Origin of the sequence: Microcoleus sp. Z1_B2 (assembly GCF_036700325.1) — a bacterium.
Classification (GTDB): Bacteria; Cyanobacteriota; Cyanobacteriia; order Cyanobacteriales; family Microcoleaceae; genus Microcoleus.
In genome coordinates this window covers 23064-38273 of record NZ_JAUBOQ010000020.1, presented here as the reverse complement: position 1 = coordinate 38273, position 15210 = coordinate 23064, and the positions used below count along the sequence as shown (strand labels likewise).

Annotated in this window: 19 protein-coding genes and 1 riboswitch; of the genes, 11 read left to right on the top strand and 8 right to left on the bottom strand. The window is 45.8% G+C overall.

Annotated features, from left to right (window positions below):
• The first annotated feature begins 262 nt into the window (after positions 1 to 262).
• From clpX to QT984_RS13745, 6 genes are all read left to right on the top strand, one after another.
• Positions 263 to 1642: an ATP-dependent protease ATP-binding subunit ClpX gene (gene clpX / locus QT984_RS13770; protein ID WP_333055974.1), complete on the top strand. Its 1380-nt coding sequence runs from the start codon at positions 263 to 265 to the stop codon at positions 1640 to 1642.
• 148 nt (positions 1643 to 1790) lie between these two features.
• Positions 1791 to 1937, top strand: a riboswitch (cobalamin riboswitch).
• Positions 1938 to 1959: 22 nt separating this feature from the next.
• Positions 1960 to 2370 (top strand): DUF1636 domain-containing protein, encoded by a 411-nt coding sequence (locus QT984_RS13765; RefSeq protein WP_332960812.1) that lies wholly within the window; start codon positions 1960 to 1962, stop codon positions 2368 to 2370.
• Positions 2371 to 2636: 266 nt separating this feature from the next.
• Positions 2637 to 3671, top strand: a complete 1035-nt coding sequence (gene cobW / locus QT984_RS13760; protein ID WP_333055973.1) for a cobalamin biosynthesis protein CobW — start codon at positions 2637 to 2639, stop codon at positions 3669 to 3671.
• Between the two features lie 238 nt (positions 3672 to 3909).
• Positions 3910 to 4881: a GTP-binding protein gene (locus QT984_RS13755; RefSeq protein WP_333055972.1), complete on the top strand. Its 972-nt coding sequence runs from the start codon at positions 3910 to 3912 to the stop codon at positions 4879 to 4881.
• A gap of 98 nt (positions 4882 to 4979) precedes the next feature.
• A complete protein-coding gene (locus QT984_RS13750; protein WP_333273547.1) occupies positions 4980 to 5225 on the top strand; it encodes a hypothetical protein in 246 nt (81 codons plus the stop codon).
• Positions 5210 to 6316, top strand: coding sequence for a WD40 domain-containing protein (locus tag QT984_RS13745; RefSeq protein ID WP_333055970.1), 1107 nt, complete (start codon positions 5210 to 5212; stop codon positions 6314 to 6316). Before QT984_RS13750 ends, QT984_RS13745 begins: the two co-directional genes overlap by 16 nt.
• 158 nt (positions 6317 to 6474) lie before the next feature.
• Here QT984_RS13745 and QT984_RS13740 read toward each other — a convergent pair whose 3' ends face one another.
• Entirely contained in the window at positions 6475 to 7311 is an 837-nt protein-coding gene (locus QT984_RS13740; protein WP_333055969.1) for a metal ABC transporter permease, read from the bottom strand.
• Positions 7312 to 7567: 256 nt separating this feature from the next.
• Positions 7568 to 8287 carry a metal ABC transporter ATP-binding protein gene (locus QT984_RS13735; RefSeq protein WP_333055968.1) on the bottom strand — a complete coding sequence of 240 codons (720 nt, stop codon included), beginning with the start codon at positions 8285 to 8287 and terminating at the stop codon, positions 7568 to 7570.
• A gap of 66 nt (positions 8288 to 8353) precedes the next feature.
• On the opposite strand from QT984_RS13735, the gene QT984_RS13730 reads away from it, so the two are divergent.
• Complete coding sequence (locus QT984_RS13730; protein ID WP_333055967.1) at positions 8354 to 9454, top strand: metal ABC transporter solute-binding protein, Zn/Mn family; 1101 nt, start codon at positions 8354 to 8356, stop codon at positions 9452 to 9454.
• A gap of 113 nt (positions 9455 to 9567) precedes the next feature.
• Here the strand turns inward: QT984_RS13730 and QT984_RS13725 are convergent, their stop codons facing one another.
• From QT984_RS13725 to QT984_RS13715, 3 genes are all read right to left on the bottom strand, one after another.
• Complete coding sequence (locus QT984_RS13725) at positions 9568 to 9828, bottom strand: DUF7219 family protein (protein WP_333055966.1); 261 nt, start codon at positions 9826 to 9828, stop codon at positions 9568 to 9570.
• A 289-nt stretch (positions 9829 to 10117) separates the two neighbouring features.
• Complete coding sequence (locus QT984_RS13720; RefSeq protein WP_333055965.1) at positions 10118 to 10285, bottom strand: metallothionein; 168 nt, start codon at positions 10283 to 10285, stop codon at positions 10118 to 10120.
• A gap of 163 nt (positions 10286 to 10448) precedes the next feature.
• On the bottom strand, positions 10449 to 11618 hold the full coding sequence (locus QT984_RS13715) for an RNA-guided endonuclease TnpB family protein (RefSeq protein ID WP_333374235.1): 1170 nt from the start codon (positions 11616 to 11618) through the stop codon (positions 10449 to 10451).
• Positions 11619 to 11746: 128 nt separating this feature from the next.
• Between QT984_RS13715 and QT984_RS13710 the strand changes: the two genes are divergently transcribed.
• Positions 11747 to 12154 (top strand): metalloregulator ArsR/SmtB family transcription factor, encoded by a 408-nt coding sequence (locus QT984_RS13710; protein WP_333056029.1) that lies wholly within the window; start codon positions 11747 to 11749, stop codon positions 12152 to 12154.
• 2 nt (positions 12155 to 12156) lie between these two features.
• Here QT984_RS13710 and QT984_RS13705 read toward each other — a convergent pair whose 3' ends face one another.
• From QT984_RS13705 to QT984_RS13695, 3 genes are all read right to left on the bottom strand, one after another.
• Complete coding sequence (locus tag QT984_RS13705; RefSeq protein WP_333055964.1) at positions 12157 to 12357, bottom strand: heavy-metal-associated domain-containing protein; 201 nt, start codon at positions 12355 to 12357, stop codon at positions 12157 to 12159.
• Between the two features lie 306 nt (positions 12358 to 12663).
• Positions 12664 to 13515 (bottom strand): 3-deoxy-7-phosphoheptulonate synthase, encoded by an 852-nt coding sequence (gene aroF / locus QT984_RS13700; protein WP_333212182.1) that lies wholly within the window; start codon positions 13513 to 13515, stop codon positions 12664 to 12666.
• 142 nt (positions 13516 to 13657) lie between these two features.
• Positions 13658 to 13870 carry a hypothetical protein gene (locus QT984_RS13695; protein ID WP_333055962.1) on the bottom strand — a complete coding sequence of 71 codons (213 nt, stop codon included), beginning with the start codon at positions 13868 to 13870 and terminating at the stop codon, positions 13658 to 13660.
• A gap of 227 nt (positions 13871 to 14097) precedes the next feature.
• Between QT984_RS13695 and QT984_RS13690 the strand changes: the two genes are divergently transcribed.
• From QT984_RS13690 to QT984_RS13680, 3 genes are all read left to right on the top strand, one after another.
• Positions 14098 to 14313, top strand: a complete 216-nt coding sequence (locus QT984_RS13690; protein WP_333055961.1) for a plasmid partition protein ParG — start codon at positions 14098 to 14100, stop codon at positions 14311 to 14313.
• Positions 14314 to 14517: 204 nt separating this feature from the next.
• Positions 14518 to 14733, top strand: coding sequence for a hypothetical protein (locus QT984_RS13685; RefSeq protein ID WP_190739384.1), 216 nt, complete (start codon positions 14518 to 14520; stop codon positions 14731 to 14733).
• Positions 14723 to 15130 carry a hypothetical protein gene (locus QT984_RS13680; protein WP_333055959.1) on the top strand — a complete coding sequence of 136 codons (408 nt, stop codon included), beginning with the start codon at positions 14723 to 14725 and terminating at the stop codon, positions 15128 to 15130. The genes QT984_RS13685 and QT984_RS13680 overlap by 11 nt, the downstream gene beginning before the upstream one ends.
• Positions 15131 to 15210: the final 80 nt, after the last annotated feature.

Below are 15210 nucleotides of genomic sequence, written 5' to 3'. Positions count from 1 at the left end.
ACAGAGATCGCGAAGCTTGACTGCGCCAAAAAACCGAGACAAGCCCCCGACTTAAGTCGTGCAGAGCCCCAAATTTTAGACCCTAGTTCAGCTCCAAAATTCATCTGTGGAGTAAATCTAAAATCTAAAATCTAAAATCTAAAATCGACTGACTGGCTTGGGTGTCCGATCGGGAAACCCCTCTAGGGCACAGCTAAGGTAACTCCCGCGGCAACTTCCCCAGTCGAAACAAGCAACCGCAACCGTAAAGTAAGAGGCAAATATGTCAAAATATGACTCCCATCTCAGATGCTCCTTTTGCGGCAAGTCGCAAGAGTACGTCCGCAAGTTAATAGCTGGGCCCGGCGTCTACATTTGCGATGAATGCGTGGAACTGTGCAATGAAATTTTAGAGGAGGAGTTCTTTGACTCCAGTAAAACAATTGGCCAACAGATTCCCCAATCAGAGGTGCGAGAGTCTCAGGGACAAGGAACCAGGCGCCCAGGTCGATCGAATAAATCGAAAATTGTTTTAGGTCAAATTCCGAAACCAACAGAGATTAAGCAGCATTTAGACAACCACGTCATCGGCCAGCACTCAGCAAAAAAAGTCCTTTCTGTAGCAGTTTATAACCACTACAAGCGCTTGAGCGTTGACCAAGTAAAAGATAGCGACAAGTCTTCCCCTGACAGCGATGTAGAATTGCAAAAATCCAACATCCTGCTAGTAGGACCCACAGGTTGTGGCAAAACTTTGTTAGCGCAAAGTTTGGCGCAAATGCTCGAAGTTCCGTTTGCCGTAGCTGATGCGACGACACTGACAGAAGCTGGATATGTCGGCGACGATGTAGAAAATATCTTGCTGCGGCTGTTGCAAATGTCCGATTTTGATGTGGAAGCGGCGCAGCGGGGCATTATTTATATTGATGAAATTGACAAGATTGCTCGCAAAAGCGAAAACACTTCGATCACTAGAGATGTATCGGGAGAAGGAGTGCAGCAAGCGCTGCTAAAAATGTTGGAAGGAACAGTGGTTAACGTGCCCCCGCAAGGCGGCCGCAAACATCCTTACCAAGATTTTATTCAAGTTGACACTAGCAAAATTCTATTTATTTGTGGCGGTGCTTTTGTCGGTTTGGAAAAAATAGTTGAACAGCGTTTGGGTAAAAAATCCTTGGGCTTTATTCAGCCAACAGAAAGCGACACCAACTCAACTTTGCCGGCGAAGGATAAGCGGGCCGCTGATATTTTGCAGCAGGTACAGCCGGACGATTTAGTCAAGTTTGGTTTAATTCCTGAGTTTGTGGGGCGGATACCGGTGGTGACGGTGATTTCGCCCCTGGATGAAGCAGCTTTGATGCAGATATTGACCGAGCCCCGGAATGCGCTGGTGAAGCAGTATCAAAAGCTGTTGAAGATGGACAGCGTGGAGTTGGAATTCCAGCCGGAAGCGCTACGGGCGATCGCTCAAGAGGCCTATCGTCGTAAAACTGGCGCGAGAGCTCTCCGCAGCATTTTAGAAGAGTTAATGCTGGATGTGATGTACGAGTTGCCTTCTCGCAAGGATGTGGCTAACTGTATGATTACTCCTGAAATGGTCGAGAAGCGATCGACTGCTGAATTGCTGTGGCATCCCGCATGGCGGCAGCACGAAACTGCATAATTTGTAATCTGTAGGGTGCTTGTGGCGCATCCTACAAACTACTAAACCAGCCCCCAGATTTATCCCTGGGCTCGCTTTCTCCCATCTAAAATCTAAAATCTAAAATCTAAAATCTAAAATCTAAAATCGATTGGCGGTAAGTGCGGTATGATGTGATTTCGCGATCGGTTCTAGCGGGGAGCAGCCGTTAGAGGAAACGGGGAAAGTTCGGTGCAAGTCCGGCGCTGTCCCGCAACTGTAATGAAACCCTTGGGGTTTCTCAAGTCAGAATGCCCGCCGATATATAACTCACTTTTGAACGCATCTGCGAGGTACGGATGATGGATGGAATTAACACGGCTGTACGCACAAAGCACAGTCTATTTGTTTGCACTGCTTGCGCTAGTGTTTGGAAAAACGGCAAGCGCGAAGGTAAAAGCGGCGGTCAACAATTTATGGAAAATTTGTCGCAACTCGCTAAAGATTGGGAGTTTTCTGATAAGTTTGAGATTCAAGAGGTTGAGTGCATGAGTGCTTGTAGTCACTCTTGTGCGGTGTCTTTTGCTGCTGTTGGAAAGTACACTTATCTGTTTGGCGATTTACCAGCAAATGAGTCGGAAAGCGTCGAGGCGGTACTCGAATGCGCGGGTCAATACTATGCTAAACCAGACGGTTTGTTGCCTTGGTCTGAGCGTCCTCAAGCTCTGAAAAAAGGTGTTTTAGCAAAGATTCCACCACTACCAAATTAGAGTTTTTCTCCTTACCATGCTCGGCCCATCGGCGATAACTAAGACCACCAATCCGCCAGGGACTTAAGTCCCTGGCTAATAGCGAAAGTCCTCTAAAGAGGACTGAGAATAAAAAATTTAAACTCATTAGTCCTCTTGAGAGGACTTTCGCTTTGAGGCAGGGGTTTAAACCCCTGCCGGAATGTCGGTTTAACGAGTTTCCTGTCAGCAATTGACTGACCCAAAATTGAAAGATATTCAATCACAGTACAACAACTAAATTATCAATGCACAAAATTCCTGTTACTGTCATCACTGGTTTTCTTGGTAGCGGTAAAACTACCTTAATTCGCCACTTATTGCAAAATAATCAAGGTCGCCGCATTGCTGTTCTGGTTAACGAATTTGGCGAAATCGGAATTGACGGAGAACTGCTGCGCGATTGCCAAGTTTGCGACGAAGAAGAAAATGTCAGCAGCAATATTGTTGAACTAACAAATGGTTGTCTTTGCTGCACTGTTCAAGAGGAATTCTTGCCCACTATGCAGGAATTGTTGAAGCGTAGAGAGCAAATAGATTGTATCTTAATTGAGACTTCGGGCCTCGCACTTCCTAAACCTTTGATTCAAGCTTTTCGCTGGCCGGAAATTCGCACGGGTGCTACTGTAGACGGTGTGGTTGCTGTTGTCGATTGCGAAGCTATTGCTAGCGGTTCTTTTGTCGGTGATATCGATGCTTTGATGGCACAGCGGCAGGCTGATGATAGTTTAGATCACGAAACTCCGATCGAGGAATTGTTTGAAGACCAGTTAGCCTGTGCCGATATGGTACTTTTAACGAAGGTCGATCGCGTAGATGTGGAAACTCACAAGAAAGTCCAAAGCTGGTTGCAGCAAGAGTTACGTCCGAGTGTGAAAATTGTGCCCTGCAAAGGTGGCGAAATTAACCCGGATGTGTTAATGGGATTTAATGCGGCGGTTGAGGATGATTTGGAGTCTCGCCCAAGTCACCACGACACTGAGGAGGAACACGAGCACGATGATGATATTAACTCGACTTACTTTATTGCCGATCGCGAATTTGAACCTGAAGCTTTGGTGAAAAAACTGCAATCCTTGATGCAGCAGGAGGAAATCTATCGGATTAAAGGGTTTGTGGCGGTTCCCAAGAAACCGATGAGGATGGTGTTGCAAGGTGTGGGCTCTCGGATAGAATATTTTTACGATCGCCCTTGGCAATCTTCCGAGATCCGTCAAACCAAATTAGTGCTGATCGGTCGAGAGTTAGAGCGCGATCGAATTGCAGCTATGATTAACAATTAATTGTCATCAGTCATTAGCCACACACGCTGACCTCAGAAACCGGGTTTCTTCCTATATTTCTCGTTCTTCCAAAACTCGTAGAAACCCGGTTTCTAGCCCTATGGGTAAGCCCTGAACCAAAGACTGCGTATTCCTGTAGTTAAAAACTCTTAACATTTTTTAATAAACTTGCTACTACCAGCAAGTTTGGTGTAAAATAACGATAATGGTTATCATTGTACACTAATCGAGGTCAAGTATGGTGAGTGCTGGGGCGATCGAATCAGTTCCTGTTACCGTTCTCACGGGCTATCTGGGTGCAGGCAAAACTACGCTACTGAACCGAATTTTAACAGAGGAACACGGCAAAAAAGTTGCAGTCATCGTCAACGAGTTCGGCGAAGTAGGCATCGACAACCAACTGATAATTGATGCCGACGAAGAAATTTTCGAGATGAACAACGGCTGCATTTGCTGTACAGTGCGAGGCGATTTAATTCGGATTATCGGCAACTTGATGAAGCGGCGAGACAAATTCGACCACATAGTCATCGAAACCACAGGTTTAGCCGACCCCGCACCCGTCATTCAGACATTTTTTGTAGACGAAGATATGCGGGACACATTACTGCTAGATGCAGTTGTCACCGTAGTCGATGCCAAGCACATCTGGCAGCACTGGGACGCAGACGAAGCTCAAGAGCAAATTGCATTCGCCGATGTAGTTTTGCTCAACAAAACAGATTTAGTGACTGAGGAAGAATTGGCAGAATTAGAAAAGCGAATTCGCGCCATGAATGCAATGGCAAAAATTTACCGTACTCACAACGCTGAATTACAAATGGATGCTTTGTTGGGCGTCAAAGCATTTGATTTAAACCGGGCATTAGAAATAGAACCCGACTTTTTGGGCGAAGACACTCACGAACACGACGAAACTGTTACCTCGGTAGCAATAGTAGAATCCGGCGCCATTGACGGCAACAAATTTAGCGATTGGGTCGGCGAATTGTTGCGAACTCAAGGCACGAATATCTTTCGGACAAAAGGCATTTTGAATATGGCTGGAGAAAACAACAGATTTGTGTTTCAAGGAGTGCATATGTTGTTCGATGGCAGACCGGATCGACCTTGGAAAGATACAGAAATTCCGAAAAATGAGCTTGTATTTATCGGTCGGAATTTAAACGAAAATCAATTGCGAGAGGATTTTCGTAAATGTCTGGTTTAACTGACATATTGAAGCATTTTCAATAAGCCTTTTAGCAACAGGCAAGATGCCTGTTCCACAAGAAGAGAATTCATCTCTTGTGGAAGGGAACAGGCAAGATGCCTGTTCCACAAGAAGAAAATTCATCTTTTGTGGAAGGGAACAGGCAAGATGCCTGTTCCACAAGAAGAGAATTCATCTTTTTGTGGAAGGGAACAGGCAAGATGCCTGTTCCACAAGATGAAAATTCATCTTTTGTGGAAGGGAACAGGCAAGATGCCTGTTCCACAAGAAGAGAATTCATCTCTTGTGGAACGGGCATCTTGCCCGTTCTTAAGAATAGTACAATATGTCAGATTCAATAAATATGGGTAACAAAAAGACAAATAAAAGTGAACTAACCCTGCAATTTCACGCTAAAAAAATGCTGTCTGACTACGTAACTGCTGTTACTTGGTCGCCGGATGGCAAAACTTTAGCAGTCTGTTCCGCTGCGGGCGAAGTGATGTTAGGGACTGTAGGGACAATGAATGAATTGTCCTTGCAACCGCTACAAACTGCTACGGGTAAATCAGCCGATTGCTTGTCTTTTTCCCGCGACAGTCAATTCCTAGCTGCTGGCGGACAAGACGGACGGGTGCAAATTTGGCGCGTTAATTCTGGGGAATTAATTGCTAATTTGGACAACCAGCGCGTCTGGGTGGACAAGTTAGTTTGGAGTCCGAACTGCAATCAGTTAGCTTTTAGTATGGGCCGCTGCGTTCAAGTTTGGAATGCTGATGATGATGTTGTTGAAGTAACGCTGAATTTCGACTCATCATCTATCCTCGATTTAGCATGGCATCCTGTTGTTAAATATCTGGCAGTTAGCGGCTATCAAGGTGTCAAAGTTTGGGACGGCGAAGACTGGGACGAAGACCCGCACGTCTTGTCAGTACCGTCTGCAACAGGTGCAATTTCTTGGGATACGTCAGGGAAATATTTAGCTTGCGGTAATATTGACAACACCCTAATTGTTAATGAATGGGGCAGTTCTCAACCGTGGATAATGCAGGGTTTTCCGGGGAAAGTTCGGCAGTTAGCTTGGTCGGGTAAAACTAATTCTTTGGGTGCACCTTTGTTAGCTGCTTCGAGTTCTCAAGGCATTTCTGTCTGGGAAAGAGACGCTGATGAAAGAGTCGGTTGGGAAGGTTGGGCGTTAGAAGTGCATGAAAAAGTTGTAAATGCGATCGCCTTTCAACCTACCACATTTTTATTAGCTTCTGCAGCCGCAGATGGTCAAGTTTGTTTGTGGTATGAAGCAGAACAATTGCTGCAAATTCTCAAAGGTGCAGAGGGCGGTTTTTCCTGTCTCGCATGGCATCCCGAAGGCCAGTTTCTCGTGGCTGGCGGCTGTGGAGGCGAATTGCTGGTTTGGTCAAAGTCTATGCGTGGCAAAGGCTTCGGGGGGCGCTAAGTTCGCATAGGCGCCGGTTTGACCAAAACATAAACAATTGAAAACTTTAGGATTTACCCATGGATGCCGAGAAACCGGCTTTTTCGAGCGTCTACTTCGTTGCATACCGCATCGAGTAAAAAACCCGGTTTCTAAGCGTCGAAGTGCGTCCTGGAGTGTTATCCTCTCTTTCTTGTCAAAATCCCTTGACTGGGACTGAACAGCAAAGCTACTAAAAATAACCCAAAAACAACTAATACAATTGCCGCACCAGACGGCATATTCCAATAATAGCTGAGATACATACCAGTCACGCTAGCTGTAATCCCAATAATAGCTCCTAATCCCATCATTAAATGTAGCTCTTTTACCAACAAATACGCCGTCATTCCCGGCCCGATTAACAGCGAAATTACTAACAGCGCTCCCACGGTTTGCAAACTCGCAACAATCGTCAGCGTAATCGCCGAAATCATCCCCAAATAAATCCAGTTTACAGGCAAACCGCAGGCTTGCGCCCCCAGGGGGTCAAAAGTATAGAATAGCAGTTCTTTGTAAAAGATTTTAACGATCGCCAAAATAATCAAAGTTATCACAAAAGTCTGCTGCACGTCAGCAGGTGCAACTGACAATATATTCCCAAACAAAAACCCATCTAGGTCTAATTTTGTTGTCCGCAACAGGCTAATTAAGGTGACGCTAATTGCTAAAAATGTCGATAAAATTAATGCCATGACTGCATCAATTTTTAGGCGCGATTGGGATTGAATCCACGCCATAATCACGGCGCTGATAATTCCCGATATAAAGGCACCGATCGAAATATTGAAACCTAAAGAAAAAGCTACGGGCAATCCTGCTAATACTGAATGGGCAATCATGTCAACCATCATTCCCATTTGCTGTACAATTAGGTATGAACCGACAACGGCGCAGAGAATTCCTAGCAAAATGCCGACGGCGATCGCATTTCGCATGAACTCGAATTGTAGCGGCTCAATTAGTAGGTTTAACATTGAATTAGGTTAATAATAGGTTTTTTTTAACTACAATCAATTGCACAGGCGGGACGCCTGTGCCACAATCCACTTCACAGGCGGGACGCCTGTGCCACAATCCACTTCACAGGCGGGACGCCTGTCCCACAATCTACTTCACAGGCGGGACGCCTGTGCCACAATCAATTGCACAGGCGGGACGCCTGTGCCACAATCCACTTCACAGGCGGGACGCCTGTGCCACAATCAATTTTAAAGATAAATCTTTTTTGGCTTACGCTGACACTAAACTTAAATCGTATCCATAGGCTTTTTGAATATTGGCTGCGGTGAGCACTTCCTGGCAGGAACCGCTCGCAATTAACTGCTTGTTGAGCAATAATAAATTGTCGTACTGTTTTAACGTTTCGCCTAAATCGTGACTGATTACTAGCAATGTTTTATTTTCTGCTTTTAGTTCGGCAAAAATATCGAAAATAATTTCTTCGGTTGCTTTGTCGATCGCGTTAAAAGGTTCGTCGAAGAAAAATAAATCGGCTTGTTGGGCGATCGACCTTGCTAAAAAAATCCGCTGTTGCTGTCCGCCAGACAGTTCGCCAATTTGTCGATCGCGCAAATCCCACATTCCCACCCGCAGCAAAGCGGCTTTGACCAATTCTTGGGACTGCTTCGAGGGGCTGCGAAACCAGCCAGTCTTAACGGTTCGCGCCATCATCACCGCATTCCACACCGTAATCGGATAATCCCAGTCAATTTGCGATCGCTGGGGCACATAAGCCACCCGCGATAACTGCTGCTTCAACAACCGCCCCTGATATTTCACCAAACCGCGACAAGCCGGGATCAATCCCAGCATCGCTTTCACCATCGTGCTTTTCCCCGCGCCGTTGGGGCCGAACACACCCGTTAATTGTCCGGGATCTAACTGGAAATTCACGCTGTTGAGGGCTGCAATTCCGCGATAATTGACAGCCAAGTCTTGCACTTCTAGCATAATTAGAGATTTTGAGAACGATTCTTGTTCGTAGCTACTACAATAGGATAACTCGAAAAAGCAATAATGATTATCGTTCCAAAGGTGAAAATGTTAAAGAACTTGCCTGGAAAAACCCGCAGATTTTGCGGTGCCACTGTTTTGGCAATTGGCTGCGGGCTGGTTGGCTGCAGTGGAGGACAGAACGCAACCAATCCGGTGTCAGAGAGTCCCGCCGCAACTCAAACTCCAGCCAGTCAGGCCGCCAACTTGCCCAAAGTCGTCGCCACGACTGGCGTTATCTGCAACCTAACTAGAGAAATCGCTCAAAGTTCGATCGACACCACCTGTCTAATCAAGCCGGGAGACGACCCCCACGCCTATCAAACTAAGCCGGAAGACCGCAAAGCGATTGAAACCGCAAATCTGATTTTATACGGCGGCTACAACCACGAACCCAGCATCATTAAGTTAATTGAATCTAGCAGTAATTCCGCACCCAAAATCGCCGTACACGAACTCGCAGTTCCCAAACCGCTGATAGGCGAACACGAGCACGAACACGGCGAAGAGAAAGCGGAAAATGAAGCCCATGCAGAAGGCGAAAAAGTCCCTGACCCTCACGTTTGGCATAACCCTCAAAATGGCATCCGTATGGTAGAAACAATTCGCGACCAATTGATCGAAGTTTCTCCCACCAATGCTCAACTTTATACAAAAAATGCAGCCGCCTTAACAGATGAGTTGCAAAAAGTAGATACTTGGATCAAAGCTCAAATTGCGACTATTCCAGCCCAAAAACGCAAGTTAGTAACAACTCACGATGCTCTGAGTTACTATGCCGATGCTTACGGTTTGGAGATGGCTGGAGCTTTACAGGGTGTGACGACAGAGGAACAGCCCACGGCCGCAAGAATTGCCGAATTGTCCTCAGAAATTAAGAGTACAGGAGTGCCGACTATTTTTGCCGAAACTACAACTAATCCGAAGTTGATGGAGACTGTGGCGAGGGAGGCAAATGTCAAAATTTGGGACAAGGAACTTTACAGCGACGAGTTGGGCGGCCCCGGCACCGGTGCTGATACTTATCAGGGAATGCTGAAAACTAATACTTGCACGATTATTTCTGGCCTCGGCGGCAATTGTACTTCCTTTGCAGGAGAAACTGCACCAAATCCCAAACCATAGACTTTCTAAAGTTCGCCTAGCAAGCACCTTACATTTGCTGGATACGCAGCAAAACGCAGCGTTTGCAATCGCAGGGGTTTTCGATTGCAAACGCTGCGTTGGCTGCGATGACTTTAAGGTGAATTTTGCTCCTCGGTACTGGGGGGGTTTTGGCCAATTCCCAATTGCTTCTTAGAGGATTTTAAGTCTTTCCAAAGCATCTTAATATCTTTATAGGCTTTCTCAGCACTAATTTTCCCCCCTGTTTCCAGCGAGCAAATATAAGTTATTTTTTGAGCAAACTCCTGCAAATTGGCATTAAACGCCAAGTTTTCTGGCGTGAAATCACCGTAGTAGCGATTGCGAGGATGTAAAAAATCTTCCCGCTCTTTCATTGCCCCCTCCTAATTTAACTTTTGGTATTCAACTTTTGGTTCGGTCTCTGCTGTTAATAGCACTATTTGTACTCTGTATCGCGGCGCCAACTTGCTTCTATTGTATTGCGTAAGTAGCAATTGTGCTTTTTCGCTCTGTATTTAGTCTATTAATGCAGTCTTAACCTTAAGTTAGCTTTATTTTAACTTTTCTTTAACCTAAAAGCAAAAAAATTGGGAAATGCGCGGTTCGCATCTCCCTTTAGAGATATTTGGCAGTGGGTGATTAACCTTTTCTGAAGCCGAATATTTATTTGTTGCACTCGCAGCCTGTATGGCCGCAGCCTTGGCCGTTGGGGTGTCCGTCAGCGCAAGCACTGGAACAATATGTTTTGCCGTCTTTTTCAATGGCTTCGCTGGGACTGACAACGCACGAACATGAAGGGCAGGCACATTTTGTTTGGGTGGCGGTAGTCATTTGAGCTTCTCCTGGTGGGGTTGTTTGTCTATACTTATATATGAACACATATTCAGATATAAGTCAAGGGAATGTAAAAGTTTTGTTACAAAAGGTTTGCCGATCGCACTAAAATGAAATTGGCATCCACCCCGCCCTGAAGTGCGGGGATTCCCAATCATCACTAATTGGGTTTCTGCTTCATAGCACCAGCCTTCCGAGACTTACTCTCTTCGGGTCTTACAGTTGCTCCACAGACTGAAACGGCTAGCCCAGCCGCCAAAATATTCTTTGCCGCATTGATATCGCGATCGTGGTTTGTCCCGCACTTAGGGCATTCCCATGCGCGAATATTCAAAGGCAATTTCTCAACAATGTGACCGCAGTTTCCACAGCGCTTAGAACTAGGAAACCAGCGGTCTATTTTTATTAAATTTCGCCCGTACCAATCGCACTTGTAGCTTAGTTGGCGAATCAGTTCACTCCAACTAGCGTCACTAATAGCCAGAGCTAACCTATGGTTCTTTACCATATTTTTGATAGCCAAATCCTCAACTACAATCGTTTGGTTTTCACGAACGAGTTGAGTCGTTAGCTTATGAAGAAAATCCTTACGCACATCGACTATCTGTGCGTGGACTTTTGCCACCTGTCTCCGGGCTTTCTCTCGATTGTTGCTTCCCGGATGTTTACGAGCTAAAGCTTTTTGCTTTCTTTTCAACTTTTTCCGAAGCTTTTTAAAAGGCTTGGGATTGGAGATTTTATCGCCGTCGCTAGTAGCAATCAAACTTGTAATTCCCACATCCAATCCGATAGTTTTATCTGTTCGGGGAAGTGGTTGGATTGTGTAGTCATCTACCAATATAGAGACAAACCAAAGTCCAGCGGGTGTTAATTTCACCGTAAGAGTAGAGGGAATGCACCCTTCAGGAATTTGTTTGCTCCAGCGAATAGGTAATGGCTCATTACATTTAGCCAAAAATACCTGCCCGTTTTTCCAGCGGAAGGCAGATTTGGTAAATTCAGCACTACCGCCGTTATGCTTTTGCTTGAAATTAGGATACTTGGCTCGTCCTGCAAAGAAATTGGTGAACGCTGTTTGGAGGTGGCGCAGTCCTTGTTGAAGAGGCACGCAGCTAACTTCATTCAAAAAATCAAGTTCTTCCTCTTTCTTCCAGTTCGTTAGCATAGAGGAAGTTTCGCCGTAGCCAACTCTTTCTTGGCGTTCGTACCAAGATTCTGTCCGGTAAGCCAAAGCCTTGTTGTACACTAACCGAGTACAACCCATTGTCCGTCGCAAGAGTTTTTCTTGCTCGGTGGTGGGGTAGATTCGGTAGCGATAGGCTTTTTCCATATCGTCACAGTCTAACACGTCTTTTGTGATAGAGTTGGCTGAGTGTTGTATATTTTTGTCAAGCCGTCCTATAAGGACGGGGTTTCCACCCAGTTTTTTTGATGAGAACTAAAACCAGCCTGGAAAAGATGTCACCCAACTCTGCTGTTAATGGAGCGATAAGTCAGCCTCACGAACAAAACGATACACCAACGTGCGATCCATCGCACCTAGTTGACTGTTGGCGGGTCGGGGACATCCAAACACAAGTTCTCAACACCGCAAAAGCCCAGCGGATGGCTGAGTTTTTCAGTCTTTTGGGAGATGCGAATCGCCTGCGGCTGCTGTCGGTTTTGGCAAAACAAGAACTGTGCGTGTGTGACTTAGCTGCGGCGTTGAGTATGAGTGAGTCAGCAGTATCGCACCAGTTGCGGGCATTGCGGGCGATGCGGTTGGTAAGTTACCGCAAGGTTGGGAGACAAGTTTTTTATAGTTTACTCGATCGCCACGTTTTTGAACTTTACCAAGCAGTCGCCGAACACTTAGACGAAACCTAATCTTATTCTCCTTGGATGGTGTGGCCCGTAGCTACCACAGCTTGTTTGATTGACTCATCAGAAGCTTGGGCTTCAACAGTAACAGTCTTAGCTGCGACATCCACATTGACAGTAGCTTCGGAGTCAACAGTTTTGATGGCTTTGGTAATTGTATCACCGCAGCCAGAACAGACGATCGAGGGAACCTTAAGTAGTATTGCCATAATAAAAGCCAAATATTGTAGATGACAGTGTTGATTGTGCTTTTATTTTAATCTAATTTCGCTTTCCCCGCAAAAGTGCGCCAGAATAAATTCTGACCCTACAAAAGCCAAGTCCTGCGGCGCCAACTAATGACTAAGGATATCATCTCCGATCGAGCGATTAAAAGGGCGGGTTTTTGAGATTGTTAATTATTGGCAGATATTGTGGGTGAACCCGCCCCTACCGTATTAGGGGTAATCGACCGGACATAATATGACTGATGACTGATGACTAATGACTGATGACTAATAACTAATAACTAATGACTAATGACTGATGACTAATGACTTAATATCTGGTATGCACCGGCCAACGGCGGCGGCTACAGGCCGTAAACTCGCAACTAAATCTACCATATCTGGTAAAGAAAGAGCTTGCCGCGCGTCAGAAACCGATTTTTCTGGTTGCGGGTGACATTCAATAATTAATCCGTCTGCACCGCAAGCAACCGCTGCTTTGGCGAGTGGTGCGACTAATTCTCGCTTGCCGACGGCGTGAGAAGGGTCTACAATTACTGGCAAATGAGTTAACTGTTTGAGGGCTACGACTGCACCTAAATCTAATACATTCCGGGTGTAATTGTCGAAGCTGCGGATGCCTCTTTCGCAGAGAACTACATGAGGATTTCCGTGACTGACAATGTATTCGGCGGCCATCACAAATTCTTCGATTGTGGCTGACAAGCCGCGTTTTAACAAAACTGGTTTTCCGGCTTGACCGATCGCCTTTAGTAACTCGAAGTTTTGCATATTCCGACTGCCTAATTGCAGCATATCAGCATAGGTGACAACTGGCTCAATTTGGGCGCTCGACATTACCTCTGTCACCACGGGCAAACCGTAACGCCGGCTGACATCGGCTAAAATTTCCAGTCCCTCAATTCCCATCCCTTGGAAAGAATAGGGAGAAGTGCGGGGTTTGTAGACTCCGCCTCGCAAAGCTTGCACGGAGGCGGCGGATAGTTGGCGGGCAACTGTTTCCATTTGTGCGGAACTTTCTACGGTACAGGGGCCACCGATGATTAATAATTCTGTGCCGCCGACTGAGACTGTTTCTGAAAGTTTGACAATTGTTTGGTGTTCGGGATGAGATTTGGTTACGAGTTTGGCTTCTAACATGAGGATATTTTCCAGCAAAATTAAGTGGGTGGTTGACAACAAAAAACCCGGAACTTTTAGGAGTTCCGGGTTCGTGCGAAAAGACAGCGCGACAATTTACCCAGAACTCTTGTTGGGCCAAAAATAAAAGCTGTAGTACCAGTTACTGAATAATGTCATTGCTGTTTTCGCTTGTACTCGATTGGTTGTTGGGGAAAGAAGTAGAAAAAACAAAACCGCAGGTGTTAATCTGCGGTTCGCCCGGATGTTCACAGTGAATTGCAAATTCACTCCGGGCGAACTTGGCTGTACCAAAAATAAAAATAGCTGTTGGCTGTGAACATAGCTGAAGTGCTGCGATTTGTGGATTAAACACAATACTATTCGACAAGCTAGCACAGGGAGACTGGGATGTCAAGCATTGTTTGCAAAATGTATGGAAACGGCAATGGCGTTTAACTCGGCGCGGTTGTCGTTTTTTGGCTATGTCTGTTATTATATCGATATAGGGACAAGGCGACAAGTCCTTATATCGACAAGCGACCCTATCCGATCGCGCGCCTGTGTGTCAGGCTAGACACATAGACAAATCGATATAGCGATATGGAAACTTTGACTACAAGTAAAACTGTGTCCGTAAAAATCTATCTACCTGAAGAGACAAGAGCCAAGTTCAAAGCATCTTGCGCCATGCGTAGCCTCAGCATGAATGAGGTTCTGTTGGAGTATATCGAAACTTGGTTACAGGAAAACGAACCCGTTTTAGAGCCAAAGCCCCAGCGCGTCAAGACGATCGCCAAAACTGAGGAAACACACTGATGACAAGCGAATTTCTTCATGTGGTAGCCGCCACGTGATTTATCTCGCGCAAATCAATCGAAAGCATCTCAAATCTCAAATCCTTGCGTCCCCCGAATTTATCTCGCGCAAGTCAATCCAAAATCCAAAATCTAAAATCTAAAATCGAATGACCGATCGACTATATCGAATAAATGGCATCCTCGAACCAACCGCGAGGGACAAATGCTGAGAGATTCAGACAACCCAGAGAAATCTTGGGAGGATTTAGAAGCGGAACTGCTTCCTCACCGTCCTTTTTATGCCCCCGGCGAGACTGAAATTGAAAAAGACCTTTATGCTAAGCGACGATGTGCTCAGCATAAAATGAAGGCTGAAAAACGCCCCGATATTGCAGGCCGTTCTTATTACTACTGCACGGAGACAAATAATGATGACTAACTCGAATTACCGACTGCTACCTGCCAGAGATGAGTATGTGCAAGTGTCTATCTATCTCAATCGGGTGCATTTAGACGGATATACGCCCGATCGCGCGATCGCACAATTGATCGAAATGGGTTATGCTCCTATTTTGCAATATCAGTGGAATCCAAAACGAAATGAGTTTGATTTATTTGCTCTGATTCACGATCGCCCGATCGCCGATTCACTGATGGATAAACAGGCTTGTGATGCTCTCTGGGCTGCTTTTAACCAATCTTCGCTTTACGTGATTGGTTGCGAGGCGGCGCAAAATTCTAACTGGCTAGCGGCACGCAGCTTTAATGATCCGCGCCGTCACGCTACGCCGGAGGAAATCGAGCCTCTGGAAGCAAATGCTACGGCCGCTGCTTAATATTTTAGTCCTGAGCGCAACTGGCACAAAAAAGGTATGTAGTTGCGTTTAAGCGCTCTTAATATCTATGAAAGAGCGCT

Excerpts from the sequence above, each read along its gene's own strand:
- QT984_RS13765 (WP_332960812.1), top strand. The coding sequence starts at position 1,960 with ATGATGGATGGAATTAACACGGCTGTACGCACAAAGCACAGTCTATTT.
- QT984_RS13715 (WP_333374235.1), bottom strand. The coding sequence starts at position 11,618 with ATGGAAAAAGCCTATCGCTACCGAATCTACCCCACCACCGAGCAAGAA.
- QT984_RS13750 (WP_333273547.1), top strand. The coding sequence starts at position 4,980 with ATGCCTGTTCCACAAGAAGAAAATTCATCTTTTGTGGAAGGGAACAGG.
- QT984_RS13735 (WP_333055968.1), bottom strand. The coding sequence starts at position 8,287 with ATGCTAGAAGTGCAAGACTTGGCTGTCAATTATCGCGGAATTGCAGCC.
- cobW (WP_333055973.1), top strand. The coding sequence starts at position 2,637 with ATGCACAAAATTCCTGTTACTGTCATCACTGGTTTTCTTGGTAGCGGT.
- QT984_RS13720 (WP_333055965.1), bottom strand. The coding sequence starts at position 10,285 with ATGACTACCGCCACCCAAACAAAATGTGCCTGCCCTTCATGTTCGTGC.
- QT984_RS13725 (WP_333055966.1), bottom strand. The coding sequence starts at position 9,828 with ATGAAAGAGCGGGAAGATTTTTTACATCCTCGCAATCGCTACTACGGT.
- QT984_RS13755 (WP_333055972.1), top strand. The coding sequence starts at position 3,910 with ATGGTGAGTGCTGGGGCGATCGAATCAGTTCCTGTTACCGTTCTCACG.
- QT984_RS13690 (WP_333055961.1), top strand. The coding sequence starts at position 14,098 with ATGGAAACTTTGACTACAAGTAAAACTGTGTCCGTAAAAATCTATCTA.
- aroF (WP_333212182.1), bottom strand. The coding sequence starts at position 13,515 with ATGTTAGAAGCCAAACTCGTAACCAAATCTCATCCCGAACACCAAACA.
- QT984_RS13685 (WP_190739384.1), top strand. The coding sequence starts at position 14,518 with ATGCTGAGAGATTCAGACAACCCAGAGAAATCTTGGGAGGATTTAGAA.
- QT984_RS13740 (WP_333055969.1), bottom strand. The coding sequence starts at position 7,311 with ATGTTAAACCTACTAATTGAGCCGCTACAATTCGAGTTCATGCGAAAT.
- QT984_RS13730 (WP_333055967.1), top strand. The coding sequence starts at position 8,354 with ATGATTATCGTTCCAAAGGTGAAAATGTTAAAGAACTTGCCTGGAAAA.
- QT984_RS13705 (WP_333055964.1), bottom strand. The coding sequence starts at position 12,357 with ATGGCAATACTACTTAAGGTTCCCTCGATCGTCTGTTCTGGCTGCGGT.
- clpX (WP_333055974.1), top strand. The coding sequence starts at position 263 with ATGTCAAAATATGACTCCCATCTCAGATGCTCCTTTTGCGGCAAGTCG.
- QT984_RS13710 (WP_333056029.1), top strand. The coding sequence starts at position 11,747 with ATGTCACCCAACTCTGCTGTTAATGGAGCGATAAGTCAGCCTCACGAA.
- QT984_RS13680 (WP_333055959.1), top strand. The coding sequence starts at position 14,723 with ATGATGACTAACTCGAATTACCGACTGCTACCTGCCAGAGATGAGTAT.
- QT984_RS13745 (WP_333055970.1), top strand. The coding sequence starts at position 5,210 with ATGTCAGATTCAATAAATATGGGTAACAAAAAGACAAATAAAAGTGAA.